The following is an 11,377-nucleotide window of genomic DNA, read 5'->3' on the forward strand; positions in this document are numbered from 1 at the left end:
CCGGCGGGCCGCTGGCCGCAGAATGAACCCATGGCCTTCGACGCCGGCTTCGCCCCCACCCAGCTCGCCGCCCGTGCGGCCTACCTTCTGCGTGGCAACGACCTCGGTGACATGACCTCGGCGGCGCCGCGGCTCTACCCGCACATGTGGAGCTGGGACGCGGCGTTCGTAGCGGTCGGCCTGGCCTCGCTGAGCGTGGAGCGCGCGATCGTCGAGCTGGACACCCTGCTGTCGGCGCAGTGGTCCAACGGGATGATCCCGCACATCGTCTTCGCTCCCGGCGTCGACGGCTACTTCCCCGGCCCGGAGCGCTGGGCGTGCGCGCAGTTGGCCGCCGCCGCCCCACCCGGCCGGCAGACCTCCGGCATCACCCAGCCGCCGGTGCACGCAATCGCGGTGCAGCGCATCCTCGACCGGGCCCGCCAACGCGGACGTTCGACCCGCGCGGCGGCGCAGGCCTTCCTCGACCGCCGCTGGAATGACCTGCTGCGCTGGCACCACTGGCTGGCCGAGGCTCGCGATCCGCATCAGCACGGGCGCATCACGCTGTATCACGGCTGGGAGTCCGGCATGGACAACTCGCCGCGCTGGGACTCGGCCTACGCCAACGTCGTCGCCGGTGCGGTCCCGGCCTACCAGCGCGCCGACAGCCACATCATCACCGACACCAGCCAGCGCCCCTCCGACCGCGAATACGACCGCTACCTGTGGCTGCTGGAGGAGATGAAGTCGGTCGGCTACGAGGATGACCGGCTGGGGTCGGTGATGAGCTTCGCCGTCGAGGACGTGTTCGTCTCGGCGGTCTTCGCGCTGTCGTGTGAAGTCCTCGCCACCATCGGTGAGGACTACAAGCGACCGCACGCCGATGTCCGGGATCTCTACTGCTGGGCTGAGCGCTTCCGCAACGGCGTGCTGGAGACGGCGGATCAAAGAACAGGCGCGGCAAGGGATTTCGACATCCGGGCCAAGTCCTGGATCAGCACCGACACCCTGGCGCAGTTCGCGCCGTTGCTGTGCGGCGGACTCGACCACCAGCGCGAGCGGACCCTGATCGGGATCCTGGAGGGCCCACGGTTCTGCGGCCACCCGGATCTGAGGTTTGCGCTGATCCCCTCCACGTCACCGGTCTCCGGGGACTTCCGGGCGCGTGAGTACTGGCGCGGCCCGGTGTGGCCGGTGGTGACGTGGTTATTCGCCTGGGCGTTCGCCCGCCGGGGCTGGGCGGAACGGTCGCTGACCCTGCGCCGGGAGGGGCTGCTGCAGGCCAGCGACGGGACCTTCGCCGAGTATTACGAGCCATTCACCGGCGAACCGCTGGGCAGCATGCAGCAGTCGTGGACCGCGGCGGCCGTACTGGACTGGCTGGGCTGAGTTCAGGGGTTCTCGGCGTCGGTGAGGCGCTCCAGCGGCCGGAGGGCCTTGGTCAGACAGGCCTTCTCCTCGTCGGTGAGCCGGTCGAGGATCGTCGCCAGATGCGCGCGCCGGGCGTGCAGCGCTTCGCGATGCTGGACCAGTCCCTCGGGGGTCACCTCGACCAGCACCGCGCGCATGTCGGAGGGATCGCGGGAGCGCCGGACCAGGCCCAGCTTCTCCAGGCGGCGGATCGCGACCGTCGTGGTGGGGGTGCGCACCCGTTCGACCGCGGCCAGTTCGGTCATCCGCAGCGGGCCGTGATCGAGCAGCGTCAGCAGGATCGACAACTGCGCCAGCGTCAGATCCGGGCGCGAACCCCGGTTGGGGTCACCGCGGCGCAGGACCGCGAAGAGCTTCGCCAGCACCCGCTGCAGGTCGCCGGCCAGCTCGCTGACCTGCGCGGGGCTCTCAGACATGGTTCGATAGTCTAACGTTTTACGGGCAGCGTTGTTAACGATCGCGCCGCGACGTGCGACCACGACGGGCAACCTCCACCGGCGCCACCGGAGCCAACGGGACGCCGTAACCGGCGGTCGGGCCGATTGGCTCCCGTAACGCTACGCGTTACACTCGGCGGGTGATCCAGACGTTCGCCGACAAGGACACCGAGCGGTTGTTCGGCGGACGTCGGGTTAACAAGTTCGGGCCCGATCTCAGTGAACGCGCGCTGCAGAAACTCTTGATGCTCAACGCGGCCAATGGGATCAACGACCTGAGAATGCCGCCAGGCAACCGACTGGAAGCCTTGGCCGGCGACCGAAGAGGCCAACACAGCATCCGCATCAACGACCAGTACCGCATCTGCTTCACCTGGACAGCCAACGGACCATGCGACGTCGAGATCATCGACTACCACTAGAAAGGAATACGATATGCCCCGCAGAGACATCGCCCCGGTTCATCCCGGGCGTATCCTTGCCGATCAGTACCTTGCCGACCTTGGATTGTCGCAGCGCAAACTCGCCGGTCTGCTCGATGTGCCACCGCGGCGGATCAACCAGATCGTGCAGTGCCAGCGTGCGATCACGCCCGATACATCATTGCGTTTGGGGAAATTGTTCGGTCAATCCGACACGTACTGGCTGAATCTCCAGCAGCACTACGACATCGAGGTCGCACGTGAAACCGCGGACCTGAGCCGCGTGAAAGTCCTGACCTTCTGATCGCACGCGATATCAAGTGTCTCGCGGCGGTGTCAGCCGCGGCTGTCGCGCCAGCGGATCAGCGCCTGCGCCGGCGCGAGGTCGTAGTCGGGTCCGTCGCAGCCGACGGTCATCAGCGTGACGCCCAACTGCGCGAGGGCTTCGGCGTTGGCGGTCAGCGTCTCGGGCTTGCGGCCCTCCACCCCCGAGGAGCGTTCGATGGTGGCCGGGTCGCGTCCGACAGTCTTGCAGTGCGCTTCCAGTGCGGCCGCCTTGCCGGGGTAAGTGTCGGCGTTGGTGAACGAGTGCCACGAGTCGGCGTGCTCGGCGACGAGTTTCAACGTCTTCTTCTCGCCCTGACCGCCGATCAGGATTGGGATCTGCCGGGTGGGGGCGGGGTTGAGTACGGCCAGCCGTGACTTGATCCGCGGCAGTGCGGCGGCGAGGTCGTCGAGGCGGCTGCCGGCGGTGCCGAACTCGTAGCCGTACTGGTCGTAGTCCTTCTGCATCCAGCCCGATCCGATGCCCAGGATGAGCCGGCCCTCGGAGATGTGGTCGACGGTGCGGGCCATGTCGGCGAGCAGTTCGGGGTTGCGGTAGGAGTTGCAACTCACCAGCGCGCCGATCTCCACCCGCGAGGTCTGCTCGGCCCAGGCGCCGAGCATGGTCCAGCACTCGAAGTGCGCGCCGTCGGGATCGCCGTAGAGCGGATAGAAGTGGTCCCAGTTGAACACCACGTCGACGCCGATGTCCTCGCAGCGGCGCACCGCGTCGCGGATGAAGCCGTAGTGGCTGGAGTGCTGGGGTTGCAGTTGGACGCCGATGCGGATGGGAAAGCTCATCGGCTCAGACTAGGCCGAGCCGAGCACGCCGCGCAGGATCTCCACCAGCGCCCGGGGCTGGTCGCCCTGCACCGAGTGCCCGGAGTCGGGCACCACGATCACCTGCTGGAAGCCGGGCGCGATCTCGGCGAACCGGGCGGCGTCGTCGTCGTTGACGAAGAACGACTTCGCCCCGCGCACCAGCGTCGTCGGGGTGCGTAGCGCGGCGGCGTCCTCCCACAGGCCCTCGAACCCCTCTCCCTTGCGGAAGGTGTCGTACCGCCACGTCCAGGTGCCGTCGTCGAGTTGCTGGGAGTTGTGGAACACCCCGCGCTGCAACGACTCCCGGGACCGGTGCGGGGAGGCGGCGACGGTGACCTCCACCATCGCCTCGAAGCTGGGGAAGCTGCGATCGCCCTGGACCAGCGCCACCGCACCCATCTGCGCCTGGGTCATCTGCTCGTGGCGCTCGGGCGCCGACGGGGTGACGTCGACCATCACCAGTTCGCGGACAAGCTCGGGTGCGGTGACAGCCAGGCGCATCGCGGTCAGCCCGCCGAGCGACATGCCCACCACCAGATCGGCGTCGGGGGCCAACTCCGCGATCACCGGCGCCACCGCGTCGGCGTTGAGTTTGGGTCCGTAGTCGCCGTCCTCGCGCCAGGCCGAATGGCCGTGGCCGGGCAGGTCGACCGCCAGCGCCGGCAGGCCCAGACCCACGATGACGGTGTCCCAGGTGTGCGCGTTCTGCCCGCCGCCGTGCAGGAACACCACCTTCGCCGGCTCGGCGCCCCAGCGCAGCGCGCTGATGTCGCCGCGGCTGATGCGCTCGACTACAGGCAGCGGACCGGACACGCCGGCCTGTTCGGCGTTCGCAGGCAGGAACCCGAACTCGTCCACGAGGCGGTTAGCCCTTGATGAACTCTTCGAGCTGCGCGCGCGCCACGTCGTCGGGCAGCTGCTGCGGCGGGCTCTTCATCAGATAGGCCGAGGCGGCCACCACCGGGCCGCCGATGCCGCGGTCCTTGGCGATCTTGGCCGCGCGCACCGCGTCGATGATGACGCCCGCGGAGTTCGGCGAGTCCCACACCTCGAGCTTGTACTCCAGGTTCAGCGGCACGTCGCCGAACGCGCGGCCCTCCAGACGCACGTACGCCCACTTGCGGTCATCGAGCCAGCCGACGTGATCGGACGGGCCGATGTGGACGTCCTTGGTGTTGAACTCCTTCTGGAGATTGGAGGTGACGGCCTGGGTCTTGGAGATCTTCTTGGACTCCAGCCGCTCGCGCTCGAGCATGTTGAGGAAGTCCATGTTGCCGCCGACGTTGAGCTGCATGGTGCGGTCCAGTTGCACGCCGCGGTCCTCGAACAGCTTGGCCATCACCCGGTGGGTGATGGTGGCACCGATCTGGCTCTTGATGTCATCGCCGATGATCGGCACGCCGGCATCGGCGAACTTCTTGGCCCACACCGGATCCGAGGCGATGAACACCGGCAGCGCGTTGACGAACGCCACCCCGGCGTCGATGGCGCACTGGGCGTAGAACTTGTCGGCCTCCTCCGAACCCACCGGCAGGTAGGACACCATCACGTCGACCTTGTTCTCCTTGAGCACCTTGACCACGTCGACGGGGTCCTCGTCGGAGACCTCGATGGTGTCGGCGTAGTACTTGCCGATGCCGTCGAGTGTCGGGCCGCGGCGCACCATGACGTTGGTGGGCGGCACGTCGGCGATCTTGATGGTGTTGTTCTCCGAGGCGAAGATCGCCTCGGACAGATCAAAGCCCACCTTCTTCGCGTCGACGTCGAACGCGGCGACGAACTTCACGTCCCGCACGTGGTAGGGGCCGAGGGTGACGTGCATCAGGCCCGGGACGGTCGAGTTCGGGTCGGCGTCACGGTAGTACTGCACGCCCTGCACAAGCGAGGACGCGCAGTTGCCGACGCCGACGATGGCGACGCGCACTTCCTTCGACGTCTGCTGAGTCATGGGCGTACTCCTTTTCGTACAACTTCGGGTGGGGATGATCCCGGCCCTAGAGGCCTTGTTCGGATCTGCTTTGCGCCACCTGTTCGGCGGCGATGAGTTCGTTGAGCCATTTGACTTCCCGCTCGCTGGACTCCAGGCCCAGCTGGTGAAGCTGGCGGGTGTAGCGGTCAAAGGAGTTGCCGGCCCGGGCGACGGCCTGGCGCAGGCCCTCCCGGCGCTCCTCGACCTGACGGCGGCGGCCCTCCAGGATGCGCATCCGCGCCTCGGCCGGGGTCCGGTTGAAGAACGCCAGGTGCACGCCGAACCCGTCGTCGGTGTAGTTCTGCGGGCCGGTGTCGACCACGAGTTCGGCGAAGCGCTGCCGGCCGGCCTCGGTGAGCTGGTAGACCCGCCGCGCGCGGCGCAGCAGCGGGGTGCCCTCCGGGGCGGCGTCCTCGACGATCAGCCCGTCGGTCTGCATCCGGCGCAGCGCCGGGTACAGCGAGCCGTAGGAGAAGGCGCGGAACGCGCCCAGCAGGCCGGTCAGCCGCTTGCGCAGTTCGTAGCCGTGCATCGGCGACTCGAGCAGAAGTCCCAGGATGGCGAGTTCGAGCACCGAGTCACCTCCTTTGCGAGCGGGTTACGGCGTCCCAACAGGTCACCCAATAGTATCGAACCGATATATTCGCGACCCAGTCGGGCGGGCGGGCGCCGCGGCTACGGGTAGTTGATCCGCTTGACCGAGCCGTCCGGGCCGACCTCGATGTAGCCGCTGCCGAATTCGCTGGAGACGTAGATCGACACCGTCAGCGCACCGGGGGTGGTGGGGTCGCGGGCGGGCTGCACGATCAGGTAGGTGGTGCGCACCTCGGCGGGGGCGATGGCGAGCGTCTCGGGGGCGCCGCGCAGCACCCCGACGATCGCGGTGGTGTCCATCTTGCCCAGGTCGACCACGACGTCGTCGCTGCCGCGGCTGGTGGTCGACGGATCGTCCCAGCCGCCGCGGTAGGTGTAGCTCAGCGTGCGGCGGGCGTCGCCGGCGTCGGGCCGGTTGAGGATGGCGTAGTCGGGGTAGACGGTCAGCTGGTAGCCGGTGGTGTCGCCGAACTTCTGCCGCATCTGCTCGAACAGCCCGTTGAGCCCGCCCAGCGACTGCAGCTGGCGCGGCGGGGTCAGCACGACCGGCGCCACCCCGTCGGGTCGGGCGCCGGGGTCGGCGGTGAACTCCAGCGGGGATCCGGTGCTGCCGTAGAGCCCCCAGCCGATCCCGATGCCGAGCAGCACCAGCACCGCCGCGGCCGCGATCCGCAGGCCCCAGCCGGTCGCCGTCCGCGCGGTCAGAGCCGGGCGCGGGGTGGCCAGGCTGGGCAGCTGCACCGGCGCGTTGGCGGTCTGCAGGTCGCCCACCAGCGACCGCAACTCGCCCAGGGTGGCCGCGTTGGTGGCCGCCTTGACCCGCTCGGCGTGCTCGGTCATCGACAGCTGTCCCTCCGACAGGGCCGTGTCGAGGATCTGGCAGGTGTCGGTGCGATCGCTGTCCCTGGCCCGGGTGCTCGCCGTCTGACCGGTTGCCACGTGGTGATCGTAGAAGTTTCCCGCCCGGGATCACCCAGGTTCACGGTCGGTCGCACATCCCCGCGGGGATGGCCCACGTACTCTGTTCTGCGTGCGGCTACAGCGACACATGGTGGACTACGCCCTGCGGCGGCGTTCACTGCTGGCCGAGGTGTACTGCGGTCGCACCGGCGTCTCCGAAGTCTGCGACGCCAACCCCTACCTGCTGCGTGCGGCGAAGTTCCACGGCCGGCCCAGTGCGGTGATGTGCCCGATCTGCCGCAAGGAGCAACTCACCCTGGTCTCGTGGGTGTTCGGCGACCACCTCGGCGCGGTCTCCGGGTCGGCGCGCACCGCCGAGGAACTGGTCCTGCTGGCCACCCGATTCGAGGAGTTCTCGGTTCACGTGGTCGAGGTCTGCCGCACCTGCAGCTGGAACCATCTGGTGAAGTCCTACGTGCTCGGCGCTCCACGAAGCGCGAAGGGCGCCTCGGGCACCCGGACAGCACGCTAGGTCCGTGGCGAGCGGCGACGAGGGTCGGGACCGGTCGGTCCCGGACGCCCCCGGCGGGGCGCGCCGTCGGAACCCGCCCGGCTTCGTGCCCCCCGACGAGCAGCGGACCACCGTGATGCCCGCGGCGAAGCCCGACAACCCCCAGCTCGTCCCGCGCGACCCGGTGGAGGCGGTCAAAGCCGTCCTCGACGGACAGACCACGCCCCCGCCACCGCGCCCGCCCGCGCCGCCGCGTGGCCGGGGGACGCACCGGGGCACGCACCGGGGCACGCACAGCGAGGAGTTGTCCACGCCGGCGCGGCTGTGGCAACGCGCCGCGGGCTGGGGCCGCCGCCGCTGGCTGGCCGCCGCGGCGATCGTGTTCTTCGTGCTGCCGATCCTCACCTTCGGCATGGCCTACCTGATCGTCAGCGTTCCCCAGCCCGGTGACATCCGCACCAACCAGGTCTCGACGATCCTGGCCAGCGACGGGTCCGAACTGGCGAAAATCGTTCCGCCGGAAGGCAACCGGGTCGATGTCAACATCGACCAGGTGCCGGTGCACGTGCGCAACGCCGTCATGGCGGCCGAGGACCGCGACTTCTACACCAACCCCGGCTTCTCGCTGACCGGGTTCGCCCGGGCGGTGCGCAACAACCTCTTCGGCGGCGACCTCCAGGGCGGTTCGACCATCACCCAGCAGTACGTCAAGAACGCCCTCGTCGGCGATCAGCGAACCGGCGTCGGCGGCCTGATCCGCAAGGCGAAGGAATTGGTCATCTCGACCAAGATGTCGCGGCAGTGGTCCAAGGACGAGGTGCTGCAGGCCTACCTCAACATCATCTACTTCGGCCGCAGCGCCTACGGGATCTCCGCGGCGGCCAAGGCCTACTTCGACAAACCGGTCGACCAGCTGACCGTCTCGGAGGGGGCGCTGCTCGCCGCGTTGATCCAGCGGCCCTCGGCGCTGGACCCGGCGGTCAACGAGGACGCCGCGATGGCCCGGTGGAACTGGGTGCTCGACGGCATGGTCACCATCGGGGCGCTGTCGCAGTCCGAACGCGATCAGCAGAGCTTCCCGCCGACGGTGCCCCCGGACAAGGCCAAGACCGAGAACCTGACCACCGGACCCAACGGGCTCATCGAACGTCAGGTGATCAACGAACTGCTCGAGCTGTTCAACATTGACCAGCAGACGCTCAACACCCAGGGCCTGCAGATCACCACCACCATCGACGCGCAGGCGCAGGAGGCCGCCGAGGACGCGGTCACCACCTACCTGTCCGGCCAGATGCCCGAGATGCGCTCGGCGGTGGTCTCCATCGATCCGCGCACCGGCGGGGTGCGCGCCTACTACGGCGGGTCGGACGCGCAGGGCTTCGACTTCGCCCAGGCCGGGTTGCCGACCGGGTCGTCGTTCAAGGTCTTCGCCCTGATCGCCGCCCTGGAGCAGGGTATGGGACTGGGCTACCAGGTGGACAGCTCGCCGTTGAAGATCAACGACAAGCTGACCATCAACAACGTCGAGGGTGACGGCTGCGGAACCTGCAACATCGCCGAGGCGCTCAAGCGCTCGCTGAACACCAGCTACTACCGGCTGATGCTGAAGCTGCGCAACGGCCCGGCCGACGTCGCCGACGCCGCGCACCGCGCGGGCATCGCCGAGAGCTTCCCCGGCGTGGACTTCACCCTCTCCGAGGACGGCCAGGGCGGCCCGCCCGGCAACGGGGTCGTGCTCGGCCAGTACGAGACCCGGGTGATCGACATGGCCTCGGCGTACGCCACGATCGCCGACTCCGGGATGTACCACCGGCCGCACTTCGTCGAGCGCGTCGCCAACGCCCAGGGCGAGGTGCTCTTCGACGCGGCCACCGAGGAGAACACCGGCGAGCGGCGCATCGAGAAGCCGGTGGCCGACAACGTGATTGCCGCCATGCAGCCGATCGCCGGCTGGTCGGGCGGGCACAACCTGGCCGGCGGGCGTGCGTCGGCGGCCAAGACCGGCACCAATCAGCTCGGTGACACCGGCGCCAACCGCGACGCCTGGATGGTCGGCTTCACCCCGTCGCTGTCGACGGCGGTCTGGGTCGGCACCGTCCAGGGTGACCGTCCGCTGGTCAACCGCTGGGGCGGGCCGGTGTACGGGGCGGGGATCCCCGCCGACATCGGGCCCCACACGCTGCGGCACTCGTTCGCCACCCACCTCGTGGCCGGCGGCGTCGATCTCCGCCACGTGCAGGAGATGCTCGGCCATTCGAGCATCGCCACGACGCAGCGTTACACGCACGTCGATTCGGGGCGGCTCCGCCGGGTCCACGGCCGCTTCCACCCGCGCGGCTGAGCCGCGTCCGGCACCACCGTCAGCCGCGCGGCGCGGCGCGTTTCGGCGGGGTGAACTTGATCTTCCGCACCAGCTCGACGATCCGGCCGTCCTCGACCGTGCCCGACACCGCGGTGATCGCCTGCACGACGTTGAAGTAGCGCAGACCGTAGTCGCAGTCGAACTCGACCTCGGTCCGCTCGGCGAGCGAGTTGGGGCCGCGGGCATCGCCCACCAACCCGACCACCTTGCGGCGCAGCTCGGCGAAGTCGGCGATCGGGGCGCCGTTCATCGTGATCCCGGCGAGCTGACCGTCGGGATTCGCGGCGAGGCGGACGCGGATCGGCGGCACCTGCTGGTCGTCGGGAACGGCCGCGGCCGCCGTCGCCAGGGGCATGCGGACGTCGAAATCCCCCTCCGGTGCGACCACCTTGAGGGTGCACATGAAAAACGACATCAGCTGGAACACGACGTCGATCATCGGCGTCATGTTGATCTCGACTTTGTCGCCGAGCGTGCTGGCGGCCCGCCGTCGCATCGTGCTACCCCTCGTCGTACTGGGCCCGGAGGGCGAAGCGTTCGAACCCCTTCTCCTGGCAGATGCGGATGACCTCCTGGACCTCGCCGGTCTTCGACCGGCCGTCGGCCCGGATGATCACCGTCGCCCCGGCGGGCTCGCGCCCGGCGTCGAGCATCACCGTCTTCTCGCGTTCCAGGTAGCCGCCGATGTCGCGGACGGCGATCAACTCGCCGGCGTAGATCACCGAACCGGCGCTGGTGAGCTGGAGCGTGAGCGGCTTCTCGACGACGCGATCCGACGGCTTGGCGAGTTGGCTGAGCGGCAGCCGGATCCGCTCGTCCTGCTCGGCCTCGGAGAAGTTCATCACGAACATGAAGAACGTGATCAACTGGAACGTCATGTCGATCATCGGCGTCATGTCGAGGTCGGTGGTCGGCGGCCCCGCCGCGCCAGGCCTACGCGCCATGGGTGCGATCCTCGCGTCCCGCTGCCGCAGCCGAACCGGCGCCCGAACCGGTGGCCCCGCGGGCCGTCTTCGTCCCCATGCTCTCGAACCGTTCCATCAACGCCAGCGCCTCCTCGTCGACCTCGCCGTTGAGCCGCTGGAGCCAGTTGCGGAACAGCGCGAAACAGGCGATCGCCGGGATCGCCAGCCACAGGCCGATGAGCGTCGTGATCAACGCCTGGGAGATGCCGATCGCCAGCTCCGCCGGCTTCGGGGCGGTGGCACTCTTGGCGATCACCATGAACGCCGACACCATCCCGTCGACCGTGCCGAGCAGGCCGAACATCGGCGCCAGCGCTCCGATCAGCGAGATGTAGCTCACCTTGTGGTCGAGCTTCATCGATTCCTCGGCCTCGACCTCCTGCATCGCCTCGACCGCGGCAGGGTAGCCCGCCTGGAGCTTCCCCATCCCGGCGGCGAGGACGCGGCCGAGGTAGGAATCGTCGGCCTTCGCCAGCTCGTAGGCCTGCTGGTATTCCTTGTTGTCGAGGTGGGCCTTGAATCCGTCGCGCAGCGCCGGCGGGATGAGCACCTGCCGCCGGATCTGCAGGAAACACATCACCAACAGCGCGACCAGCAGGAACGACAGCACGAGGAACACGATCACGTACCGCAGCCCGAGCGCCTTGTAGTAGAAGAC

13 protein-coding genes and 1 pseudogene are annotated in these 11,377 nt (G+C 68.8%); 5 read left to right on the forward strand and 9 right to left on the reverse strand.

Features of this window, described 5'->3' with window-relative positions:
• Positions 1–30: 30 nt before the first annotated feature.
• Entirely contained in the window at positions 31–1,371 is a 1,341-nt protein-coding gene (gene ggh, locus ACKOB8_RS14120) for a glucosylglycerate hydrolase (RefSeq protein ID WP_526378300.1), read from the forward strand.
• A 2-nt stretch (positions 1,372–1,373) separates the two neighbouring features.
• Here the strand turns inward: ggh and ACKOB8_RS14125 are convergent, their stop codons facing one another.
• Complete coding sequence (locus tag ACKOB8_RS14125; protein WP_526378302.1) at positions 1,374–1,829, reverse strand: MarR family winged helix-turn-helix transcriptional regulator; 456 nt, start codon at positions 1,827–1,829, stop codon at positions 1,374–1,376.
• Positions 1,830–1,990: 161 nt separating this feature from the next.
• On the opposite strand from ACKOB8_RS14125, the gene ACKOB8_RS14130 reads away from it, so the two are divergent.
• Entirely contained in the window at positions 1,991–2,272 is a 282-nt protein-coding gene (locus ACKOB8_RS14130; RefSeq protein ID WP_526378304.1) for a type II toxin-antitoxin system RelE/ParE family toxin, read from the forward strand.
• Between the two features lie 13 nt (positions 2,273–2,285).
• On the forward strand, positions 2,286–2,576 hold the full coding sequence (locus ACKOB8_RS14135; protein WP_526378306.1) for a HigA family addiction module antitoxin: 291 nt from the start codon (positions 2,286–2,288) through the stop codon (positions 2,574–2,576).
• Positions 2,577–2,608: 32 nt separating this feature from the next.
• On the opposite strand, the gene ACKOB8_RS14140 is transcribed toward ACKOB8_RS14135, so the two are convergent.
• The 5 genes from ACKOB8_RS14140 to ACKOB8_RS14160 form a co-directional block, all read right to left on the reverse strand.
• The gene (locus tag ACKOB8_RS14140) at positions 2,609–3,397 is read right to left on the reverse strand and encodes an LLM class F420-dependent oxidoreductase (protein ID WP_526378308.1); all 789 of its coding nucleotides are present in this window, start codon (positions 3,395–3,397) and stop codon (positions 2,609–2,611) included.
• Between the two features lie 9 nt (positions 3,398–3,406).
• Positions 3,407–4,276, reverse strand: a complete 870-nt coding sequence (locus ACKOB8_RS14145) for an Rv0045c family esterase (RefSeq protein ID WP_526378310.1) — start codon at positions 4,274–4,276, stop codon at positions 3,407–3,409.
• Between the two features lie 7 nt (positions 4,277–4,283).
• Positions 4,284–5,366, reverse strand: a complete 1,083-nt coding sequence (locus ACKOB8_RS14150) for an inositol-3-phosphate synthase (RefSeq protein WP_526378312.1) — start codon at positions 5,364–5,366, stop codon at positions 4,284–4,286.
• A 46-nt stretch (positions 5,367–5,412) separates the two neighbouring features.
• On the reverse strand, positions 5,413–5,961 hold the full coding sequence (locus ACKOB8_RS14155) for a PadR family transcriptional regulator (RefSeq protein ID WP_526378314.1): 549 nt from the start codon (positions 5,959–5,961) through the stop codon (positions 5,413–5,415).
• 101 nt (positions 5,962–6,062) lie between these two features.
• Complete coding sequence (locus ACKOB8_RS14160) at positions 6,063–6,920, reverse strand: DUF1707 domain-containing protein (protein WP_526378316.1); 858 nt, start codon at positions 6,918–6,920, stop codon at positions 6,063–6,065.
• A 91-nt stretch (positions 6,921–7,011) separates the two neighbouring features.
• On the opposite strand from ACKOB8_RS14160, the gene ACKOB8_RS14165 reads away from it, so the two are divergent.
• Both ACKOB8_RS14165 and ACKOB8_RS14170 read left to right on the forward strand, forming a co-directional pair.
• Positions 7,012–7,413, forward strand: coding sequence for a DUF5318 family protein (locus tag ACKOB8_RS14165; RefSeq protein WP_526378318.1), 402 nt, complete (start codon positions 7,012–7,014; stop codon positions 7,411–7,413).
• A gap of 85 nt (positions 7,414–7,498) precedes the next feature.
• Positions 7,499–9,676: pseudogene (locus ACKOB8_RS14170) on the forward strand (transglycosylase domain-containing protein); the annotation flags it as partial.
• A gap of 76 nt (positions 9,677–9,752) precedes the next feature.
• Here the strand turns inward: ACKOB8_RS14170 and ACKOB8_RS14175 are convergent.
• From ACKOB8_RS14175 to ACKOB8_RS14185, 3 genes are all read right to left on the reverse strand, one after another.
• Positions 9,753–10,250: an ExbD/TolR family protein gene (locus ACKOB8_RS14175; protein WP_526378320.1), complete on the reverse strand. Its 498-nt coding sequence runs from the start codon at positions 10,248–10,250 to the stop codon at positions 9,753–9,755.
• Between the two features lie 4 nt (positions 10,251–10,254).
• A complete protein-coding gene (locus tag ACKOB8_RS14180) occupies positions 10,255–10,698 on the reverse strand; it encodes an ExbD/TolR family protein (protein ID WP_526378322.1) in 444 nt (147 codons plus the stop codon).
• A partial coding sequence (locus ACKOB8_RS14185; protein WP_526378324.1) for a MotA/TolQ/ExbB proton channel family protein occupies positions 10,688–11,377 on the reverse strand: 690 nt, incomplete at its 5' end. The genes ACKOB8_RS14180 and ACKOB8_RS14185, both read right to left, overlap by 11 nt.

The organism is Mycobacterium sp., assembly GCF_046091765.1.
Classification (GTDB): Bacteria; Actinomycetota; Actinomycetes; order Mycobacteriales; family Mycobacteriaceae; genus Mycobacterium.

Bases quoted from the DNA above. Each gene is read 5' to 3' on its own strand.
- ggh (WP_526378300.1), top strand. From the start codon at position 31: ATGGCCTTCGACGCCGGCTTCGCCCCCACCCAGCTCGCCGCCCGTGCG.
- ACKOB8_RS14125 (WP_526378302.1), bottom strand. From the start codon at position 1,829: ATGTCTGAGAGCCCCGCGCAGGTCAGCGAGCTGGCCGGCGACCTGCAG.
- ACKOB8_RS14135 (WP_526378306.1), top strand. From the start codon at position 2,286: ATGCCCCGCAGAGACATCGCCCCGGTTCATCCCGGGCGTATCCTTGCC.
- ACKOB8_RS14140 (WP_526378308.1), bottom strand. From the start codon at position 3,397: ATGAGCTTTCCCATCCGCATCGGCGTCCAACTGCAACCCCAGCACTCC.
- ACKOB8_RS14150 (WP_526378312.1), bottom strand. From the start codon at position 5,366: ATGACTCAGCAGACGTCGAAGGAAGTGCGCGTCGCCATCGTCGGCGTC.
- ACKOB8_RS14175 (WP_526378320.1), bottom strand. From the start codon at position 10,250: ATGCGACGGCGGGCCGCCAGCACGCTCGGCGACAAAGTCGAGATCAAC.
- ACKOB8_RS14180 (WP_526378322.1), bottom strand. From the start codon at position 10,698: ATGGCGCGTAGGCCTGGCGCGGCGGGGCCGCCGACCACCGACCTCGAC.